General features: G+C 71.4%; 15 protein-coding genes and 1 pseudogene. 7 read left to right on the top strand and 9 right to left on the bottom strand.

The window, feature by feature from the left end:
* Nucleotides 1–154 precede the first annotated feature (154 nt).
* Complete coding sequence (locus tag ACIOHC_RS26740; RefSeq protein WP_351079014.1) at nucleotides 155–1,423, top strand: MFS transporter; 1,269 nt, start codon at nucleotides 155–157, stop codon at nucleotides 1,421–1,423.
* Here the strand turns inward: ACIOHC_RS26740 and ACIOHC_RS26735 are convergent.
* Nucleotides 1,406–2,584: a hypothetical protein gene (locus ACIOHC_RS26735; protein WP_351078898.1), complete on the bottom strand. Its 1,179-nt coding sequence runs from the start codon at nucleotides 2,582–2,584 to the stop codon at nucleotides 1,406–1,408. The genes ACIOHC_RS26740 and ACIOHC_RS26735 overlap by 18 nt on opposite strands.
* Nucleotides 2,581–3,540 (bottom strand): 5-dehydro-4-deoxyglucarate dehydratase, encoded by a 960-nt coding sequence (locus ACIOHC_RS26730; protein ID WP_365691982.1) that lies wholly within the window; start codon nucleotides 3,538–3,540, stop codon nucleotides 2,581–2,583. The genes ACIOHC_RS26735 and ACIOHC_RS26730 overlap by 4 nt, the downstream gene beginning before the upstream one ends.
* Nucleotides 3,541–3,867: 327 nt before the next feature.
* Here ACIOHC_RS26730 and ACIOHC_RS26725 point away from each other — a divergent pair, with 327 nt between their 5' ends.
* Nucleotides 3,868–4,677 carry an NAD(P)-dependent oxidoreductase gene (locus ACIOHC_RS26725; RefSeq protein WP_351078892.1) on the top strand — a complete coding sequence of 270 codons (810 nt, stop codon included), beginning with the start codon at nucleotides 3,868–3,870 and terminating at the stop codon, nucleotides 4,675–4,677.
* A gap of 105 nt (nucleotides 4,678–4,782) precedes the next feature.
* Nucleotides 4,783–6,000 carry a TerD family protein gene (locus ACIOHC_RS26720; RefSeq protein WP_365691984.1) on the top strand — a complete coding sequence of 406 codons (1,218 nt, stop codon included), beginning with the start codon at nucleotides 4,783–4,785 and terminating at the stop codon, nucleotides 5,998–6,000.
* A 111-nt stretch (nucleotides 6,001–6,111) separates the two neighbouring features.
* On the opposite strand, the gene ACIOHC_RS26715 is transcribed toward ACIOHC_RS26720, so the two are convergent.
* The 4 genes from ACIOHC_RS26715 to ACIOHC_RS26700 form a co-directional block, all read right to left on the bottom strand.
* Entirely contained in the window at nucleotides 6,112–6,342 is a 231-nt protein-coding gene (locus ACIOHC_RS26715; RefSeq protein ID WP_037711258.1) for a hypothetical protein, read from the bottom strand.
* A 77-nt stretch (nucleotides 6,343–6,419) separates the two neighbouring features.
* On the bottom strand, nucleotides 6,420–8,000 hold the full coding sequence (locus ACIOHC_RS26710; protein ID WP_401844251.1) for a TROVE domain-containing protein: 1,581 nt from the start codon (nucleotides 7,998–8,000) through the stop codon (nucleotides 6,420–6,422).
* Nucleotides 8,001–8,519: 519 nt separating this feature from the next.
* Nucleotides 8,520–9,971 carry an alkaline phosphatase PhoX gene (locus ACIOHC_RS26705; protein ID WP_351078885.1) on the bottom strand — a complete coding sequence of 484 codons (1,452 nt, stop codon included), beginning with the start codon at nucleotides 9,969–9,971 and terminating at the stop codon, nucleotides 8,520–8,522.
* Between the two features lie 208 nt (nucleotides 9,972–10,179).
* Complete coding sequence (locus ACIOHC_RS26700) at nucleotides 10,180–11,634, bottom strand: hypothetical protein (RefSeq protein WP_401844248.1); 1,455 nt, start codon at nucleotides 11,632–11,634, stop codon at nucleotides 10,180–10,182.
* A 189-nt stretch (nucleotides 11,635–11,823) separates the two neighbouring features.
* On the opposite strand from ACIOHC_RS26700, the gene ACIOHC_RS26695 reads away from it, so the two are divergent.
* Nucleotides 11,824–13,689 (top strand): endonuclease/exonuclease/phosphatase family protein, encoded by a 1,866-nt coding sequence (locus ACIOHC_RS26695; protein ID WP_401844245.1) that lies wholly within the window; start codon nucleotides 11,824–11,826, stop codon nucleotides 13,687–13,689.
* Nucleotides 13,690–13,701: 12 nt separating this feature from the next.
* On the opposite strand, the gene ACIOHC_RS26690 is transcribed toward ACIOHC_RS26695, so the two are convergent.
* Entirely contained in the window at nucleotides 13,702–14,445 is a 744-nt protein-coding gene (locus tag ACIOHC_RS26690; protein WP_389637882.1) for an antibiotic biosynthesis monooxygenase, read from the bottom strand.
* 153 nt (nucleotides 14,446–14,598) lie between these two features.
* Between ACIOHC_RS26690 and ACIOHC_RS26685 the strand changes: the two genes are divergently transcribed.
* On the top strand, nucleotides 14,599–15,732 hold the full coding sequence (locus tag ACIOHC_RS26685) for a lipid II:glycine glycyltransferase FemX (RefSeq protein ID WP_401844242.1): 1,134 nt from the start codon (nucleotides 14,599–14,601) through the stop codon (nucleotides 15,730–15,732).
* A gap of 117 nt (nucleotides 15,733–15,849) precedes the next feature.
* On the top strand, nucleotides 15,850–16,293 hold the full coding sequence (locus tag ACIOHC_RS26680; RefSeq protein WP_351078870.1) for a GNAT family N-acetyltransferase: 444 nt from the start codon (nucleotides 15,850–15,852) through the stop codon (nucleotides 16,291–16,293).
* 156 nt (nucleotides 16,294–16,449) lie between these two features.
* On the opposite strand, the pseudogene ACIOHC_RS26675 reads toward ACIOHC_RS26680, so the two are convergent.
* Nucleotides 16,450–16,701, bottom strand: a pseudogene (locus ACIOHC_RS26675) (DUF4232 domain-containing protein); the annotation flags it as partial.
* Nucleotides 16,702–17,164: 463 nt separating this feature from the next.
* On the opposite strand from ACIOHC_RS26675, the gene dapA reads away from it, so the two are divergent.
* Complete coding sequence (dapA, locus tag ACIOHC_RS26670) at nucleotides 17,165–18,049, top strand: 4-hydroxy-tetrahydrodipicolinate synthase (protein ID WP_351078867.1); 885 nt, start codon at nucleotides 17,165–17,167, stop codon at nucleotides 18,047–18,049.
* On the opposite strand, the gene dapD is transcribed toward dapA, so the two are convergent.
* Nucleotides 18,046–19,035 (bottom strand): 2,3,4,5-tetrahydropyridine-2,6-dicarboxylate N-succinyltransferase, encoded by a 990-nt coding sequence (dapD, locus tag ACIOHC_RS26665; protein WP_351078864.1) that lies wholly within the window; start codon nucleotides 19,033–19,035, stop codon nucleotides 18,046–18,048. The two genes, dapA and dapD, sit on opposite strands and share 4 nt — an antisense overlap.
* Nucleotides 19,036–19,067: the final 32 nt, after the last annotated feature.

Genomic DNA, 19,067 nt, shown 5'->3' with positions numbered 1-19,067 from the left:
GTCGCCGAAATCCGGCATGCGCCGTAGGGCCGACGGGAGGACGACGGGCCGGGGCGGGCCGGGGTAGGCCATCCGCCCGATGCCGCCGGGCGTCCTTGGTCACCAGCCTGATGACGTGACGAAAGCACGGGTCAGGAGGGTTGTGGTGGGTGCGATGTCGGGGTCGGCGACGGTACGGGTGCTGCGGGACCGTACGGCGGGGCTGTTTCTGGCGGCGGTCGTCGTCTCCGGGTTCGGGACGTCCGCGATGTGGCTGGCGGCCGGGGTCTGGGTCAAGTCGCTCACCGGGTCGGACGGTCTGGCGGCGCTCGCCGTCTTCGCCATGTGGCTGCCGGTGCTCATCGGGCCCGTGCTCGGGACGATCGCCGACCGGCTCCCCAGGAAACCGCTCCTCGTCTGGTCGAACCTCGTCATGGCCGGGCTGCTGACCTCGCTGCTCCTCGTCGATTCGGCGGGGCGGATCTGGATCCTGTTCACCGTGCTCGTCCTGTACGGGGCGAGTTTCGTACTGATGGGCGCGGCCGAGTCGGCACTGATCGCCGGGGCCGTCGACAGCCGTCTGCTGGGTGATTTCAACGGGCTGCGGATGACGGCGAGTGAGGGCATGAAGCTGCTGGCGCCGCTGACCGGCGCCGGACTGTACGCCCGCTTCGGGGGCGGCACCGTGGCGCTGCTGGACGCGGTGTCGTTCGCGCTGGCGGCCGGGGTCTGCGCGATGCTGCCGGTGCGGGAGCCCGCCGGGACCGCTCCGGCCGCCCGACGGGGCGAACTCGCCGCCGGCATACGGTTGGTGTGGACGTCTCCGGTACTGCGGCCCCTGGTGCTGACGGGTTCGGTGACGATGCTCTGCGCGGGGCTCAACGGGGCCGCGATCTATGCCGTCGTCGACGACGGTCTCGGGCACTCCCCCACGTACGCGGGGGTGTTGTACGCGGTGCAGGGCGTCGGGTCGGTCGCCGTCGGGCTGCTGGCCGGGCCGCTGCTGCGGCGGATGCCCGAGCGGGTGTTCACGGCGGCGGGGGTCGCTCTTTTCGCGGTGGCGGTGGCGTCGCGGGCGCTGCCGGACGACGCGGTGGCGCTGGTGGCGAGCGCGGCCATCGGGTTCGGGCTGCCGTGTGTGCTGATCGCCGCGATGACGGCGGTGCAGCGGGAGACTCCGGACGCTGCGCTGGGCAGCACCACCGCGACCGCCAACACACTGATGATGGTGCCGAACGCGGTCGCGCTGGCGCTCGGCGCGGGGCTGATCGCACTGGTGGACATCCGGGTGCTGCTGCCGGTGGTCGGTGCGGCGGCGCTGCTGACCGCGGTCCTGCTGGTCACGGGCCGGCGGACGAGGTCTTCCCGGCTCGAACAGGATGGGGAGCCGGGGATGGCCGACGAAGGCCCCACCGGCCCGGTCCCCTCACCGCCCGAGGCGTGACAGTGCTCCGGCGACGGCTCGAAGATCCGGGTCGGAGGCGAGCCCGGCATGGTAGAGGCGCAGTTGGTTCGCACCGAGCGAGGCCGCGTGCGCCGCGTCCCGCTCCAGCGTGGCGGGGCTGCCCCCCATCCCGGAGACCACGGTGAAGTTGGCCGCGAGCACCCCCTCGCGGCCGGCGAACGGGCCGAGCACCGCCTCGCGCGCCGCGTCGCCACCGGTACAGGGCAGCACCACGCCGTCCACCACCGACACGATGTGCTCCGGGTCGACTCCGACGTTCGCACCGGAGCGGTACGGGGCGGGGTCGGCGTGCAGCAGCACCTGGAAGTCGGGCCCCGCCGCCGCCCGCACGGCGGCGACCACGGACTCCTGGAGCGTACGGGCGACCCGGCCGCGCCACTGGAGGGTGGTGGCGGCGAGGTCGGCGCCCAGGAGCTTCTCGACGCCTGCCCACCCGGCCTCCGGAGAACCGGAACCGGACCAGGCCGGCTCCAGCGCCCGACGCACGGAGGTGGCCAGCACGGCTGCTTCCAGGCCGTGTGCGGCGTAGCCGGCCCGGCACTCGGGGCAGAAGCAGAGCGACATCAGATACTGCGCCGCGTCCCCCAGGCCGACGCCCGCGATCTTGTCGTGGGCGTGCAGATGCGCGAAGCCGTACCAGCCGCAGGACTCCAGCTCGGTGCCGTACGCACCGCCGCGCACCGCCGCCTCCGCCGCCAGGTCCACCAGATGGGCGCGGACCGCGGGCTGCGCGATGCAGGGCGCCCAGGGATAGCGGTCGCCGTACGCGTTGACCACGGAGGTCTCCGGATGCTCGGCGCCCATCCGGGAGTTGTGTGCGAGGACCACCCAGGTGTGCACCTGGAGACCGGCGTCGGTCAGGGCTTGCGCGGCCTCGGTGTACGGGTCGTCCGAGGCCACCCAGGACTGCTCGTACGGGCGCAGTGCGCGCCCGGCCCACCGTGCGGCGTCGGGCGGGTAGAGCACCGCGGCGTGTTCGGCGGTGACGATGCGACGGCCGGGGTGGCGCGGGGTGAGCGCCCGGGTGGAGTGGTAGGCGGCGGCGAGCGTCACCTGCTGGACGCCCAGGTCCGCGACGCGGGCGGCCGCGTCCGGGTCGCCGACGACGTCCCAGGGGTAGAGGAAGGCAGAAGTCCTCATCCGCGCCGCTCCTGTCCGTACTTCTCCAGCAGGGCACGGCCGCGCGCGATGATCCCGGCCAGTTCCTCGATGTGGGCGGCGGACGGCTCGGTGAGCGGGGTCCGGACCTCGCCCACGTCCAGACCGCCGAGCCGGACCGCGGCCTTGACGAGTGAGACGGCGTAGCCGCGGCCCTTGGCGCGCAGTTCGACGAGCGGCCGGTAGAAGTGGTCCAGGAGCGCGCCCGCCAGGTCGTCGTCGCCGGAGTCCAGCGCGCGGTAGAAGGCCAGCGCGATGTCGGGCGCGAAGGCGAAGACGGCGGAGGAGTAGAGCGTCACGCCGATGCCCCGGTAGGCGAGCCCGGTGAGTTCGGCGGTGGGCAGTCCGTTGAAGTACAGGAAGTCCCGGCCGGGCAGTGCGGTGCGGACGGCGCTGACGATGCGCTGCATCAGATCGAGGTCGCCGTAGCCGTCCTTGAGGCCGATGACGCCGGGTGTTCCGGCCAGGGCGACGACGGTCTCCGGGGTGAAGACGGCGTTGTCGCGCTGGTAGACGATCGTCTCCAGACCGGTGGCCGCGGCCAGTGCCGCGTAGTGGCCCAGCAGCCCCGCCTGGTCGGCGACGACGAGGTACGGGGGCATGGCGAGGAGCCCGTCCGCGCCCGCCTCCTCCGCCAGCCGCGCGTACTGGATCGCGAGCGCCGTGCCGTATCCGGCCCCCGCGACGACGGGCACCTCTCCGGCGGTCTCCTCGACGGCCGCGGCGACGACGAGACGGAACTCCTCGGGCATCAGCGCGTGGAACTCGCCGGTGCCGCAGCAGGCGAAGACGGCCGCCGCACCGGCGTCGACGCCGGTGCGCACATGCGCCCGGAAGGCATCGAGGTCGACGGAGCCGTCCGGCCCGTACGCGGTGACGGGGAAGAAGAGCGGCCCGGCGACGCGGCCGAGTCGGGCGGCAAGGGGGGCTGAGGTCACGGGCGCTCCCTGAGCGAGTTCAGGCGTGCACAATTCTGATCGACGTCCATATTCATGAACGCCCTCACGCTAAGGCAGCCGCCCGGCACAGGTCAAGACGGGGGCGCGCGGCCCGTCCGGCCCCGAACCCGGAGCCGCCGACTCCGCGAGCGACTCCACCAGGAAGCCCCCGACACTTGACGCGAAACGCGGTGGCTTCTTAGCTTGTCCATACATATGAATGTCGTCCATGGATTTGATGTCCCGCGCCGCGTGCCGCAGGTACCGCCGGGGTCGCCCACACGCGCGGGCCGCGCGCGTGGGCCTATGTACCGAGGAGATCCGCGTATGCCCGCTCCCCGCACCGTCCTGCTCACCGGCGCCGCCGGCGGTCTCGGCACCCTGATGCGCGGACTGCTGCCCGCGTACGGCTACGAGCTCCGCCTCCTCGACCTCGTCCCCGTCGAGGGCGAACCCGACGCGATCACGGCCGACCTCGGCGACAGGGCGGCGCTGCGCGAGGCCGTGCGGGGCGTCGACGCGATCATCCACCTCGCCGGCATCTCCCTGGAAGCCTCGTTCGACAAGATCCTCAAGGCGAACATCGAGGGGACGTACAACCTCTACGAGGCCGCGCGCGAAGAGGGCGTCGGGCGCGTCGTGTTCGCCTCCTCGAACCACGTCGTCGGCTACACGCCCCGTCCGCTGCCCGGCGATCCGCTCATCCCCGTCGGGACACCGCGCCGCCCCGACACCTTCTACGGCCTGTCCAAGTCCTTCGGCGAGGACCTCGCCCAGCTGTACTGGGACCGGCACGGCATGGAGACCGTCTCCGTACGCATCGGCTCCTGCTTCCCGCAGCCGACGTCCGTACGGATGCTCTCGGTCTGGATGAGCCCCGAGGACGGTGCCCGGCTCTTCCACGCCGCGCTCACGGCCGAGAACGTGCGGCACACCGTCGTCCACGGCTCCTCCGACAACACCCGGCTGTGGTGGGACCTGACGACGGCCCGTTCGCTCGGGTACGAGCCGAAGGACGACTCGGAGCCGTACGCGGCCGCACTCGTCGCCGAGCAGGGGGAGCTGGACCCGGACAACCCCGACCACGCCCACCTCGGCGGCCACTTCTGCACCAACCCGCCGATCTGGCCGCACTGACACAAGGTCCGGGCGGCCGGGACGGTCCGGGTGATCGTGTCAAGAGTGCGCCAAGGCGGGTGAAGGTAAGGGAACGGCAAAGCCGGGTCGTTCGTTACCCCGTGCATGACCGCAATGACCCCCGGCTCGAACATCCCTCTCTCCGCCGCCCGCGTGGCAGTGGACGTCTCCGCTCCGGTGCGGCTCGACGTCTCGGGCCTGCTGCTCACCGTCGACGGCAAGGTGCGTTCCGACGACGACTTCATCTTCTACAACCAGCCCGCCGGCCCCGGGGTGACCTACCGCTCCGGCGGCGGGACCGCGCCGGACGCGATCCTGGTGGACACCACCGCCGTCCCGTCCGGCATCGAGAAGATCGTCATCACGGCGAGCCCGGACGAGGCGGGCCGGACCTTCCAGGGGATCGAGCCCACCGCGACCGTGCGCAACGCCGACGACGGCAGCGTGCTCGCCACGTTCACCCCGCCGCGGCTCGGCAGCGAGACGGCGCTCGTGGTCATCGAGGTCTACCTCCGCAACGGCGCCTGGAAGGCCCGCGCGGTCGGCCAGGGCTACGCGAACGGACTGGCCGGCATCGCCACGGACTTCGGTGTCTCGGTCGAGGAGGAGCCCGCCGCCGCACCCGTGCCCGTGCCCGCCGCACCTCCGATGCCCGCCGCGCCGCCCGTGGACCCGCGGATCGCCGCGCCTCCGGCCCCCGCCGCGCCTCCGGCTCCCGCCGCCCCGCCCGCGCCCGCCGCCTCCGGCAGGATCAACCTCGACAAGGGCCGGGTCAGCCTCCAGAAGAACCAGACGGTCTCGCTGGTCAAGGCCGGCCGGCCGCTGCTCTCGCAGGTCAAAATGGGCCTCGGCTGGGAGCCCGCGTTCCGGGGCAAGGACATCGACCTGGACGCCTCGGTGATCGCCTACGGCCCCAACCGGAACCACCTGGACAGCTGCTACTTCGGCAAGCTCTCCATCCTGAACGGCGCGATCAAGCACTCCGGCGACAACCTCACGGGTGAGGGCGCGGGTGACGACGAGGTGATCGTCGTCGACCTGGGCCGGATCCCGGCGGAGGCGACCGGTCTGGTCTTCACGGTCAACTCGTTCACCGGCCAGAAGTTCACCGAGGTCGCCAAGGCCTACTGCCGGCTGGTCGACGCCGCCACCGACGAGGAGCTGGTCCGCTTCGACCTGACCGGCGCGGAACCGCAGACAGGCGTGATGATGGCCAAGCTGATCAAGCAGTTCTCCGGCGAGTGGGAGATGACGGCCATGGGTGACTTCGTGAAGTCGCGCACCGTCCGCGGCATGGTGAAGCCCGCCGCCCAGGCACTCTGACGCCGCGAAGACGCCCGCGACGCGACTTCAGGGGCACCTGCGGATGCCAGGTGCCCCTGAGGACCTCGAAGTCCGGCGGGACGCGGAAGCCGCGCGCGCTCGCCGGCTCGCTCAGAGCTTGGTCAGCTTGGAGTACGGGCTCAGGATCCTCCCCTGTCGCCCCGAGAAGTCGATGAGCACCGCGTCGTTGTCGCCCTCGACGGCAAGGACGCGGCCGAGTCCGAACTGATCGTGCGACACCCTGTCGCCCACGTCGAACAATTCGACCGGTGGGGCCGCCTGGGCCGGGCGGTTGAAGGGACTGGAGGGCAGGTGGCGCCGGGATCCGGCTGACTGTTTCATTACCTTGAGTATGCGCCCTGGAAAGGCCCGACGCCATGCCCGTCCACTCCTGGGGCGTGCGGACGCCGGATTCGGCATCAGCCGTTCCAGGGCCAGTCCGCGTCCCGGCCGGCTTCCAGCAGCGGCACCATGCGGAACGCCGCGTCCGAAAGCCCCCCGAAGGTGTGGCGGTTCGCGTCCCCCGACGGAGCGTGTCCCACCCGGTGTCCGGCGAGGTTCCAGGTGTACACGGGCACGGTGGACGGCACGGCCGCGGTGGCGTCCGCGGCGTACGAGAACGCCGCCTGCTCGTCCGTGACGATCAGTACGCGGTCGTGGCCCCGGTAGTGCAGACGCACCGCCTCCGCGGTGTTGGTGCCGCCGAGGTCACCGAAACGCTCCAGCACCTTCAGCACGGACTCGCGGCGTCGATACGTCACCGGTGCACTGTTCGTCCCGAATTGCACCAGATCGGCATGGGACGCCCGCAGCGCCAGAGCCGTACCGAAGATCGCGGCGGCGTCGGCCCGGTTGAGCTGCGAACGGTCCGAGAGCGGCGACCACATCGAGCCCGAGCGGTCGACCAGGATCAGCGTCCGCCCCGGCAGTGCGGGCACATTGCGCAGGGAGTGACCGAGCGCCTTCTCCAGCGGGTGGGCCCAGCGCAGTGAGGGCGCGTGCCGATAGGCGGCGAGATAGCGGAACGGGAACTGTCGCGACGCGGCGACCACGTCCGGGTCGCAGATCCTCGCCGCCACCCGAGCGGCGACCTCGTCCGAGACGCCCGCCTCGTCGAAGTTGCGCAGATTACGCAGGAGCGCCATCGCGCCCATCGACGGAATGACCGCTTCCCAGGCTGCGGCGTCCATGGGCCCCTGCAGCCACCCGGCCAGCGCCTCCCAGGTCATGCCCGCGGCAGCCAGCCGGTCCGCGCCGTCCTCGCCGGTGACGACGGCCCGACGCTCCTCGACCGGCAGTTCCATCAGCGCGCGGTGGGCGGTGAGGGTGCGGTCGGAGGCCGGCACCACGGCCGCCTCCGGGTGGTGGCGACGGTCGAGGGCGTACCGGAACAGCTCGCCCTGCCACGGCTTCTCGGGGTCGGGCGAGGCGTGCACGATGTTCAGGATGTCGCCGAAGCGGTAGCCCTTGGACGCGGTGTCGTACTTCAGCAGCGACTTGCCGTGGTAGAGGCGGCGTACGGCATCGGCGATGCCGCGCTTGACGGGCTTGGGCACGGCACGGCCGTAGCGCGAGGTCCAGTAGCCGAGGAGTTCCCCGGGTTCGTCGGCACGCAGCAGGACGGAGTCGACGACCTGTCGGTTGGACGGACCGTCCTCGGCGCCCGCGTCGAGCCGCGCCTTCACGTACTCGGCGGCGCCGACGATCGAGGCGGTACGCATCTGGCCGTCGCGGCGCAGCCAGTGGAGCAGGCCGGCGGTCCACTCGGGGTCACCGACGGCGAGTACCCGCACCAGCTGGGCGAACCGGTCGTCGCGCTGCTCGCCGTCCTCGTAGAAGGTCTGCTGCGAAACGAAATTGGCGACCGCGAGCAGAAAGAGTTCGGAGCGATTGTCGCGGAGATGTCCTCGGCCGCCCTGATGGGTCGGCGCCGTCTGCCCGGACGACTTCACGGGCGAGGTGACGCGAGGCCGGACGGCGCGGATGTTGAAGCGTGCCATGTGAATTCCCCCGAATTCATTGGGAGAAGGCACAGCGGAAAAGGTGCCCGAGATCAGGAGTCGGTGACGGGCTTGCCCGATGCTCTACCGCCTTGAGCTACCGGCCGTGGCCGGACGGGACTTGAACCCGCAACTGTCGGATCCGAGAAGTAGCCGTCACCTGCGCACCGGGCACCCCCCGGCGTCTGTGCCTCCCGAGATCAGAGTCGGCGACGGCATTTTCTTGGAAGGAAGTAGCCGCAGCCTGCGCACCGGGAGGTGCATGCATTTCTTGCTGATGAAGTTGTCGATGTGCCCAGAGATCAGGGTCGACGGAACCGACGAAGGTGCTCTGCCGACTGAGCTACACCGGAACGAGATCCGGTGACGGGACTCGAACCCGCGACATCCCCATTATCAGTGGAAGTAGGTCCTGCCTGCGCACCTGGGCACAGACAGGACTCTAGAGGGGAACTCAGGGGCGCGCGAGGGAATTACCCGCGCCGAAATGGCCTCCGGGGACTTCCGGCGCCACGGCCGTCAGTGGCGGTTCGGCTGGCGCTTCCACGGACCGGTGATGGCGAGCATGATGCCCGGCGTCTGGATGTTCGCGTACAGCGTCCTGCCGTCGGGCGAGAAGGTGACACCGGTGAACTCGCTGTACTCCGGCTCCTCTTCGCTGCCGATGTTCAGCTCGTTGCGCGCGATCGGGTACGTACGGCCGCTCTCGGTCGCCCCGAAGAGGTGCTGGACGCCGTTGCCGTCCTCGGCGATGACCAGACCGCCGTACGGCGAGACGGTGATGTTGTCCGGGCCGTCGAAGGCACCGTCCTTCGACGGGTCGGCGTTCACGCCCAGGAGCACCTTCAGCGTCAGCGTGCGGCGCTTCGGGTCGTAGAACCAGACCTGGCCGTCGTGCTGGACGGGGCTCTCGGCGCGGGCGAACGAGGAGACGATGTACGCACCGCCGTCGCCCCACCACATGCCTTCGAGCTTACGGGCCCGGGTGACCTGGCCGTCCGTGAACTGCTTGCGCACCGAGACGGTCTTCGCGTCACGGTCGGGCACATCGGTCCAGTCCACGCCGTACACCGTGCCGATCTTCGTGGCGCGGGACAGGTCGTCGACGAACTTGCCGCCGCTGTCGAAGCACTTGGCGGCCTGGAGGACACCCGCGTCGTCGGCGAGCGTACGGAGCTTGCCGCGGCCGTGCCGGAAGCCGTGCGGCGGGACCCAGCGGTACAGCAGCCCGTTGGGGCCCGCGGCATCCTCGGTCAGATAGGCGTGCCCCTGCTTGGGGTCGATGACGACGGCCTCGTGGGCGTACCTGCCGAGCGCCTTGATCGGGCGCGGGTCGCGGTTGGCGCGCCTGTCGTACGGGTCGACCTCGAAGACGTAGCCGTGGTCCTTGAGCAGGCCGTTCTTGCCCGCCTTGTCCTCGGTCTCCTCGCAGGTGAGCCAGGTGCCCCACGGGGAGGCGCCACCGGCGCAGTTGGTGGACGTACCGGCGATGCCGACCCACTCGGCGGTACGGCCGTCGCGGCGGGTCTCCACGACGGTGCAGCCGCCCGCCGCGACCGGGTCGTACACGAGGCCCTCGGCGAGCGGCACCGGGTGCTCCCAGCCGGCGCGGGTCCCGCTCAGCTCGTGGTTGTTGACGAGGAGCGTGACGCCGCGCGGACCCTCGAAGGTGGCCGTCCCGTCGTGGTTGGAGGGGGTGTACTCCCCGGTCTCCAGCTTGGTGACACCGCTGTGGGTGATGACCTCGTACGAGAATCCGGCCGGCAGCGAGAGAAGGCCCTCGGGGTCGGCGACCAGCGGTCCGTATCCCGGCTCGTCGTGGTGACCGTGGTCGTGTCCGTGTCCGCGCTTCGAGTCCTCGGCGGCCAGGGCACCAGGCGCGGTGGCCAGCGCGGCGACAGTGCCGGTCAGGGCGATGCCTGCACCGGTGAGAGCGGACTGTCTGGTGAATTCCCTGCGTGTGAAGGGCATCACGTACTCCTGGAGCGACTGGGCGGGTTGTTGGCGCGCCCACAGTCGCGCCCCTGCACCAACACCAGGTGAACCACGGGCGACGTCGAGGGGCATCCTTCCTGTGCAGTTGGCCGGATGCGGTCGGCCTGATGCGACCGGAGGAGTGCCGGCCGCGCCTGATCCACACTGCCCGCCACGGCGCGCGGGCCGCGCGCCCGTCCGGGCCTCAGGCCCCCGTCCGCGACCGCGCCTTGAACGCCGCCTTGCGGGCCTCCTTGGCCTTCTTCTTGTCGCTGTGCAGCCGCCCCATCGCTTCGAGGACATCCGCCGTCGCCGGGTGCTCCACCCGCCACGCCTCGTCGAAGAAGCCGCCGTGCTGGCCCGCGAGCCCCTCGATCAGGACCTGGAGCTCGTCCAGATCGCCCTCGGCCGCCAACTGGGCCGCGATCGTGTCGATGGCGAGCCAGAAGATCATCGGCTCCGGCGGCGCGGGAACATCCGCCGCGCCCAGCTCCGCGAGCCAGACCCGCGCCAGCCCACCCAGCTCGGGGTCGTCCAGCACCGCGCGCACCGCAGGCTCCGCCTCCGCGCCGACCAGCGCAAGCGCCTGCTGGCAGTGGAGCCGGCGCAGCGGCGCCTGCTCGTCCGTTCCGCGTGCCGCCGCCAGGAGTTCGGCCGCGGCGTCGTCCGCGCCGCGCCGGGCGAGCCACATCCCGAACTCGTCGCGGGCCGCCGTCCCGGGGTAGTGGGCGATGCCGCCGAGAAGTGCGTCGGCGCCCTTCTCGGCGAGGTCGCCGACCATGGGGGCGTCCACTCCGGCCTCCAGCATCCGGGCCCGGATGCCGTACAGGCCGAGGGGTGTCAGCTTCACCATTCCGTACCGGGTGATGTCCTCGTCGTCGGGCTGCGGAGCGGTGTCCTCGCCCTCCTCGACCAGCAACGCCTCGTCCACCGGACGGTATTCGACGATCCCGATGGGTTCGAGGACCCGGAACTGGTCGTCGAGGCGCATCATCGCCTCCGACACCTGCTCAAGAATGTCGTCGGTGGGCTCGCTCATGTCGTCGGGCACGATCACGGACGCGGCGAGTGCGGGCAGCGGTACGAGATCCGTGTCCGCGCCGCCGTCGCCGACGGTGAGCAGATACAGATTGGCGAGGACCCCGTCGAGGAAGTCCGCCTCCACCTCCGGGTCCCAGTCCAGGGATTCGAAGTCGACCGAGCCGTCCTCGCCGATGAGATCGGCGAAGTCCTCGAAGACGGGAGCGGTGGCGTCGGCGAACACGGCCTCCAGTCCGTCGAGCCAGATCGAGAGGACGTCCTGCGGTGAACCGCCGGTGATCAGCGCCAGGTTCTCACCGGCGGCGGCAGTCCCCTCCGTGTCCTCCCCCGCCCGCTCGTACGGATCCTCGACGTCCACGAGCCCCGCGTCGACCGCGAGCCGCCACGCCTCGCTCGCCTCCGCCGCACCGTCCTCGTCCGCCGCGAGGCCGAGGTGCTCGGCCGCCGCGGGCAGTTGTGCGTCGACGAGCTCGCCACCGGCACCGACCCGGGTCCCGGGGCCCGCCCAGCGGGCGAGCCGGACGGCGCGGGCGAGCAGCGGCGCGGCGAGCGCGTCCCGTGCCAGCTCGGCCTCGGAGTGCAGCCGTACGGGCGGCAGGGTGGAGCGCTCTGCGGACATCAGGTGGTTCTCCTCGGGACGTACGGGGGTCGGGCGGCCCAAGCGTAGACGCATTTCGCCCCATGCCGCCCGGTTCATGCAACGGACAGTCGCAGCCCACCGTGACGACCTTGACAACCGCCTTGCGCACACAAGAGATTGACGCGCGTAGACCTCTACACCACCCTCGATTCCCCCCCGGAGTCCGTGATGCCCACCGCATCGTCCAGAACGACCGCCGTGTCCGCCGTCGTCACCGCCGCGCTCGCCGCGGGCCTGCTGACCGGCGCAGCCACCACCTCCGCGTCCGCCTCCCCGGCGCCCTCCCCCTCCTCGCCCACGGACGGCCAGGTCCGGATCCACGACATCCAGGGCACCACCCGGATATCCCCGCTCGACGGCCGGCAGGTCAGCGGTGTCACGGGCATCGTCACGGGTGTGCGGACGTACGGTTCGAAGGGCTTCTGGTTCCAGGACCCGAAGCCCGACGCCGACCCCGCCACCAGCGAGGGCATCTTCGTCTTCACCAGTTCCGCGCCGACCGTCGCGGTCGGTGACGCGGTGACGGTCTCCGGCACGGTCACCGAGTACGTCCCGGGCGGCGCCTCCTCCGGCAACCAGTCGCTCACTCAGATCAGCAGGCCCACCGTCGCGGTGCTGTCCTCCGGCAACGCCCTGCCTGCGCCGGTGACGATCTCGGAGCGCTCGGTCCCGTCCCGGTACGCCCCGGCGGGCGACCCCGCGGCGGGCGGCTCCATCAACGCGCTCCCCCTCGAACCGTCCCGCTACGCCCTGGACCACTACGAGTCCCTGGAGGGCATGAACGTCCGCGTCGGCACCTCGCGGGTGGTCGGCGCCACCGACCCGCACGCCGAGTTCTGGGTGACGGTGAAGCCGCACGAGAACGCGAGCCGGCGCGGCGGTACGGTCTACGGCTCGTACACCGCGCAGAACACCGGCCGGCTCCAGATCCAGTCGCTGGTGCCGCTCGCCGAGCGGCCCTTCCCGACCGCCGACGTCGGTGACGTGCTCTCCGGTACGACCGAGGGCCCGCTCGACTTCAACCAGTACGGCGGCTACACGCTGACCGCCCGCACCCTGGGCACGGTCTCGGGCAAGGACCTGCGCCGGGAGACGACCCGCAAGCAGCGCAGCGGCGAGCTCGCGGTGGCGACGTACAACGTCGAGAACCTCGACCCCACCGATCCGCAGGAGAAGTTCGACGCGCTGGCCGCCGCGGTGGTCGACAACCTCGCCTCGCCCGACATCGTCGCGCTGGAGGAGATCCAGGACGACGACGGCGCGAAGGACGACGGTACGGTCTCCGCCGACCGGACGGTCAAGATGTTCACCGACGCCATCGTGGCCGCGGGCGGCCCGGCGTACCAGTGGCGTTCCATCGATCCGGAGGACAAGAAGGACGGCGGCGAGCCCGGCGGCAACATCCGCCAGGTGTTCCTCTTCAACCCCGCACGGGTGTCGTTCACCGACCGTGCGGGCGGCGACGCGACGACCGCGACCGATGTCGTACGGCAGCAGGGCCGGGCGGCGCTGACCCTCTCCCCCGGCCGGATCGACCCGGCGAACGCGGCGTGGACGAACAGCCGCAAGCCTCTCGTCGGCGAGTTCGTCTTCCGGGGCCGCACGGTCTTCGTCGTCGCCAACCATTTGGCGTCCAAGGGCGGCGACGAGTCCATCGTGTCGCAGCACCAGCCGCCGACCCGCTCGTCGGAGGTCCAGCGGCACGCGCAGGGTGCGGCGGTCAACACCTTCGTCAGGAAGCTGCTGGGGGTCCAGAAGAACGCGGACGTCCTGGTCGTCGGTGACATCAACGACTTCGAGTTCTCCGGCACGGCCAAGGCGCTCACGGCCGGTGGGGTGCTGTACCCGGCGGTGGAGTCCCTGCCGCGCGCGGAGCGGTACTCGTACGTCTACCAGGGCAACACCCAGGTGCTCGACCAGATCCTGACCAGCCCGTCGATCGACGACTTCGAGTACGACAGCGTGCACATCAACGCCGAGTTCGCCGCGCAGAACAGCGATCACGACCCGCAGCTGCTCCGCTTCCGCCCGTAGCCCGTCGCGCCCCTACGCACCCGCCCCCGGCTCCGGCTCCGGCTCCGGCTCCGGCTCCGGCTCCATGCTGAGCGCGGGCGCGTAGCGGTGCACGCCGCCACCGGTCACACCCGGGTACGACTGCACCCGCTCCCACTGCGGCGTCCTCGATCCGACCCCGTCACCGGGGGCGGCCAGCGCGTCGACATGGTCCTGCGCACTCTCCCATTCGGCGTAATTGAGCACGCGCGTTCCGTCGACGCCCACATGGAAGTGCGCGGAGATGCCTCCGGGGGCAGGCGCCGGATCGGTCCCCAGGGCCTCGAACACGGTGTCCACCCAGTCCCGCTGCCGCGCCTTGTCCGCACCGTCGAACTCGACGTCGACGATCACGACGCACCCCGGCTCCCGCGCGTCCCCCTCCCCCGGCAGCGTGGAGCGGTACGGCTCAAGGGTGTGCAGCCCGAGCCGCCGGATGCCCGGCACGGCCGCGTCGATGTCCGCGTTGCGCTCGTCCCGGCCGTGCCGGAAGAAGTCCTGATAGGCCTGCTCCCCACTCCACTGGCTGTAGTGGAACAACGTCTTCCCGTCCTCACCCGCATGGACGGTGTACGAGAGGAGCCCCCGGTGCGGCCACTCCCGGTCGTCCCACGCCTTGCGGACGGCCTCGATCGTCCGCCGCTGCCGCTCGGGCGTGCCGACGTCCCAGGTGCTTGCCTTGACCAGTCCGACGTCGTTGCGGGCAAGATCGGGACGGGACTGGAACCGGACGCTCATGACGAGCCCTCCTGACCGGTGCACCCATGCGGCGCACCACTGCCGACCACACTGGTACGTCAAGTGCGCTTGAGGTCAACACCACTCCCGCGTCGACGCCCGCAGGTCCCTCGAAAGAACAACGACTCGACAGAACCACGAACGGAGCACCTCATGGATCTGCATGTCAGGGCGATCACCCGCGAGGAACATCTGGCGTTCGTCGCGAGCCGGCCCGCCGTGAGCCATATGCAGGTTCCGTCGTGGGGCGATGTGAAGCCCGACTGGCGCGCGGAGAGCATCGGCTGGTTCGACCGGGACTCCACCGGCCGGGAGCGGATCGTGGGCGCCGGGCTCGTCCTCCACCGGCCGATCCCCCGGACGGGACGCACCCTGGCCTATCTGCCGGAGGGCCCCGTCATCGACTGGCACGACACCGCCCTGCGGCGGTGGCTGGAGCCGATGCTGGCGCATCTGAAGGCGCAGAGGGCGTTCTCGGTGCGCATGGGCCCGCCGGTGGTCGTCCGGCGCTGGGACGCCGAGACCGTCAAGGACGCCATCGCCGAACCGTCCGCCGGGCGACTGCGCGACGTGGCCGCGGATGCGAACGAGCCGCAGGCGGCCGAGGTCGTGGAGCAGTTGCGCGCACTGGGCTGGCGGCAGGGCGAGGAGGACGGCGCGGGCGGTTTCGGTGCCGGGCAGCCCCGGTACGTGTTCCAGGTGCCGTTCGCCGGGCTGCCGCTGGAGGAGGTCCGGCGCAATCTGAACCAGCAGTGGCGGCGCAACATCAAGAAGGCGGAGAAGGCGGGCGTCAAGGTCGTCGAGGGCGGCTACGAGGACCTTCCCGCCTTCTACGAGCTGTACCGCGAGACGGCGGGGCGCGACCGTTTCATCCCCCGCCCGCTCGACTACTTCGAGCGCATGTGGACCGCGCTGCGGGCCGAGGACCCGGGCCGGATGCGGCTCTACCTCGCCCACCACGAGGGCGAAACGCTCGCCGCGGCGACGATGCTGACCGTCGGGAACCACGTCTGGTACTCCTACGGCGCCTCGACCGGCCGCAAGCGCGAGGTCCAGCCCAGCAACGCCATCCAGTGGCGCATGATGAGCGACGCGCACGAGCGGGGCGCGGCCGTGTACGACCTGCGCGGCATCACCGACACACTGGACGAGGGCAACCATCTCCTGGGCCTGCTCCGCTTCAAGGTCGGCACCGGCGGCCGGGCCGCCGAATACGTCGGCGAGTGGGACTACCCGATCAACAAGGTGCTGCACAAGGCCTTCGCGCTCTACATGGCACGTCGCTGACCACTGCGGCGGCGGTCGACGGGGGCGCCCCGGGTCACGCACACCGTGTGGTCGCTCACACGGCCGCGCCCATGCCCGGGTGCCGACCGCTCGGGCGTCCGTGCCAGACTCCCGGGCATGCTCCTTCGCACCGCCACCCGCGCCGACCTGCCCGCCGTCCTCGCGCTGCTCGCGGACGAGGAGCGGGTCGTCGACCCGGCCTCGGTCGTGGTCGACGAGACGTACGAGAGGGCCTTCGCCGCCATCGAGAGCGACCCGCGCAACGAGATGCTCGTCCTGGTGGAGGGGGAGACCGTGGTGGGCTGTCTGCAGGCGACGTACATACCGGGGCTCGGCAAGCACGGCGAGGAGCGGGCCCTGATCGAGGCGGTGCGCATCAGGGCCGACCGGCGGGGCGGCGGGCTGGGCCGGGAACTGATGAAGCAGGCCGTCGACCGGGCCCGGCTGCGGGGGTGCGGACTGATGCAGCTGACCAGTAACAAGCGACGCACCGACGCGCACCGGTTCTACGAATCTCTGGGTTTCGCCCGCAGTCACGAGGGCTTCAAGCTCGCCCTCTGATCCGGTTCGTCGCGACGCCGTCCCGCCGGTTCGGTCCGCCAGGCGGTCATGTTCAGCTCGTCGAGCAGCCGTACGTCGCTCCCCTCCAACGAGAAGGTACGCGTCTCCAGGCCGGGGGGCCGGTGCGATCTCCAGCGCGTCGCCCTCGACGAGGTCGCCGCCGGTCGGGGTGGAGACCCAGGCGAGAAGCGACCGCATCGTCCCTCCCGGCTTCAGCACGACCTCCTGAGGGCCCTCGTCGCTCCCCATGCAGGAGGAGCCCGGGTTCACCGGGACCGGCAGGGGGTCACCGGCGTCGTCCAGGGCCCGGACGGACGGATGGCCCTTGACGCGGTACGGCTCGCTGCCGCAGTTGGTGAGGGTGAGGCCGACGGCCCGGTGGCCCAGCGCGGCCTGCACCTCGCCCATGTCGACGACCACCCCGGAGGACGGGCAGCCGGCCCGGCCGGCGGAGGGCGTGGGGCCGGGCCCCTGCGCCGGGGGCGGCGGCCGGTCGGGGAGCGGGGCCGAGACGGTCGGGACGGGGGTCGGCAGCTTGTCGGCGTGCACCCTGTAGGGGGCACTCGGTGTCGGTGCCGGCTCGCCCTCGCCCGCCGGCACGGGAAACCCGGCACAGCCCGAGAGCGACAGGGCCAGCGCCCCGGTCATGAGCACGGCCACCACCGGTCTGCGTCGCCACGCCTCCGGCCCGGTCCCCGCCCCCGTCAGATCCCGCAGGCTCATGCCCCGCCCCCCACATCGGACTTCCGCATAGACGTTCGATCATGCCGGAGCGCACGCCCTCCTCCTCGCGACTGTTCAGCGATTCTTGCCTTTCATCCCAAGCAGAACTAAGTGGACCTTCACGGTCTGGTCGGCTGACACTTCGGGTATGACAGCACCTTCAGCACCTTTCGGCCGCGCGCTCTGCGCGATGATCACACCGTTCACCGCCTCCGGCGCACTGGACCCGGACGCGGCCGGGAAGCATGCCGCCTCACTGGTCGCCGACGGCTGCGACGGTCTGGTGCTCAGCGGCACCACGGGCGAGTCCCCGACCACGACCGACGCCGAGAAGACCGCACTGTTGCGCGCGGTCAGGGCGGCGGTCGGCGACGGTGTGCCGATCGTCGCCGGGGTCGGCGGCCCGGACACCCGGCACACCGTGGCCCTGGCCCAGCAGGCCGAACAGGCGGGCGCGGACGGCCTGTTGGTGGTGACGCCCTACTACAGCAGGCCGCCGCAGGCCGCAGTCGAGGCGCACTTCCTGCGCGTCGCCGACGCCACCGGCCTGCCGCTGATGCTGTACGACATCCCCGGCCGCACCGGCACCCGCGTCGAGCCGGAGACCCTGCTGCGGCTCGCGGAGCACCCGCGCGTCGTGGCCGTGAAGGACTGTGCGTACGACGTGCTCGGCTCCACGAAGGTGATCGGCGCGACCTCGCTGGCGTACTACTCGGGCTGCGAGGAGCTGAATCTGCCGTTGTACGCGGTGGGCGCGGCGGGCTGTGTCAGCACGGTCGCCAATGTGGTGCCCCGGCAGCTGAGGGCGGTCCTGGACGCGTTCGACGCCGGGGACACCGCCGGGGCCGCCCGGCTCAACGGGCTGATGGTCCCGCTCACCGAGTTGATGATGGCGTCCGGGCTGCCCGGCACGGTCACGGCGAAGGCACTGCTCGACGCCGGACCGGTCCGGGAACCACTGCAGCCCGCCGGGCGCGAGGCGACCGACGGGCTGCGGAGGGCGTACGAGGAACTTCTCGCCGCTACACGCTAGTTGTGGCTGTGCAGGACGTCGTTGAGGCCGTCCCAGACCGCGTTGTTCGGCCGCGCCTCCACGGCTCCGGTGACCGAGTTGCGACGGAAGAGGATGTTCGAGGCGCCGGAGAGCTCACGGGCCTTGACGATCTGTCCGTCCGGCAGCGTGATGCGGCTGCCGGCCGTGATGTAGAGCCCGGCCTCGACGACACACTCGTCGCCGAGCGCGATCCCGACACCGGCCTCGGCGCCGATCAGGCAGCGCTCACCGATGACGATGCGTTCCTTGCCACCGCCGGAGAGGGTGCCCATGGTGGAGGCGCCGCCGCCGATGTCGGAGCCGTTGCCGACGACGACACCCGCGGAGATCCGGCCCTCGACCATCGACGTGCCGAGGGTGCCCGCGTTGAAGTTGACGAAGCCCTCGTGCATGACGGTGGTGCCGGAGGCGAGGTGCGCGCCGAGCCTGACCCGGTCGGCGTCGGCGATCCGCACACCCTTGGGCGCGACGTAGTCCGTCATCCGGGGGAACTTGTCGACCGAGGTGACCTGCAGGTGCAGGCCCTCGGCGCGGGCGTTCAGCCGGACCTTCTCCACATCGTCCACGGCGACCGGGCCGAGCGAGGTCCAGGCGACGTTGGAGAGGAGACCGAAGAGGCCGTCCAGGTTCTGGCCGTGCGGCCGGACGAGGCGGTGCGAGAGGAGGTGCAGACGCAGGTACGCGTCGTGGGCGTCGAGCGGCTTGTCGTCGAGCGAGGCGATGACCGTACGGACGGCGACGATCTCGACACCGCGGCGGGCGTCCACACCGATGGCCTTGGCGGCACCCGCGCCCAGGAGGTCGACGGCCCGGTCGGGGGTGAGCCGTTCGGTTCCGGCCGGGCCCGGGTCGGCGGTGAGCTCGGGGGCGGGGAACCAGGTGTCGAGAACGGAACCGTCGCCGGCGATGGTGGCGAGGCCGGCGGCGACGGCGCCGGTGGTGCGAGCAGGAGTCGTGTCGGTCATGACAGGAAACCTAACCGGCGGGGCGCCGTCGG

Origin of the sequence: Streptomyces sp. NPDC088252, from assembly GCF_044740965.1 — a bacterium.
GTDB lineage: Bacteria > Actinomycetota > Actinomycetes > Streptomycetales > Streptomycetaceae > Streptomyces.
The sequence above is the reverse complement of the archived record's forward strand: the minus strand, read 5'-3'. Positions and strand labels throughout refer to the sequence as shown.

Excerpts from the sequence above, each read along its gene's own strand:
- ACIOHC_RS26740 (WP_351079014.1), top strand. The coding sequence starts at position 155 with ATGTCGGGGTCGGCGACGGTACGGGTGCTGCGGGACCGTACGGCGGGG.
- ACIOHC_RS26735 (WP_351078898.1), bottom strand. The coding sequence starts at position 2,584 with ATGAGGACTTCTGCCTTCCTCTACCCCTGGGACGTCGTCGGCGACCCG.
- ACIOHC_RS26725 (WP_351078892.1), top strand. The coding sequence starts at position 3,868 with ATGCCCGCTCCCCGCACCGTCCTGCTCACCGGCGCCGCCGGCGGTCTC.
- ACIOHC_RS26720 (WP_365691984.1), top strand. The coding sequence starts at position 4,783 with ATGACCGCAATGACCCCCGGCTCGAACATCCCTCTCTCCGCCGCCCGC.
- ACIOHC_RS26715 (WP_037711258.1), bottom strand. The coding sequence starts at position 6,342 with ATGAAACAGTCAGCCGGATCCCGGCGCCACCTGCCCTCCAGTCCCTTC.
- ACIOHC_RS26710 (WP_401844251.1), bottom strand. The coding sequence starts at position 8,000 with ATGGCACGCTTCAACATCCGCGCCGTCCGGCCTCGCGTCACCTCGCCC.
- ACIOHC_RS26705 (WP_351078885.1), bottom strand. The coding sequence starts at position 9,971 with ATGCCCTTCACACGCAGGGAATTCACCAGACAGTCCGCTCTCACCGGT.
- ACIOHC_RS26700 (WP_401844248.1), bottom strand. The coding sequence starts at position 11,634 with ATGTCCGCAGAGCGCTCCACCCTGCCGCCCGTACGGCTGCACTCCGAG.
- ACIOHC_RS26695 (WP_401844245.1), top strand. The coding sequence starts at position 11,824 with ATGCCCACCGCATCGTCCAGAACGACCGCCGTGTCCGCCGTCGTCACC.
- ACIOHC_RS26690 (WP_389637882.1), bottom strand. The coding sequence starts at position 14,445 with ATGAGCGTCCGGTTCCAGTCCCGTCCCGATCTTGCCCGCAACGACGTC.
- ACIOHC_RS26685 (WP_401844242.1), top strand. The coding sequence starts at position 14,599 with ATGGATCTGCATGTCAGGGCGATCACCCGCGAGGAACATCTGGCGTTC.
- ACIOHC_RS26680 (WP_351078870.1), top strand. The coding sequence starts at position 15,850 with ATGCTCCTTCGCACCGCCACCCGCGCCGACCTGCCCGCCGTCCTCGCG.
- dapA (WP_351078867.1), top strand. The coding sequence starts at position 17,165 with ATGACAGCACCTTCAGCACCTTTCGGCCGCGCGCTCTGCGCGATGATC.
- dapD (WP_351078864.1), bottom strand. The coding sequence starts at position 19,035 with ATGACCGACACGACTCCTGCTCGCACCACCGGCGCCGTCGCCGCCGGC.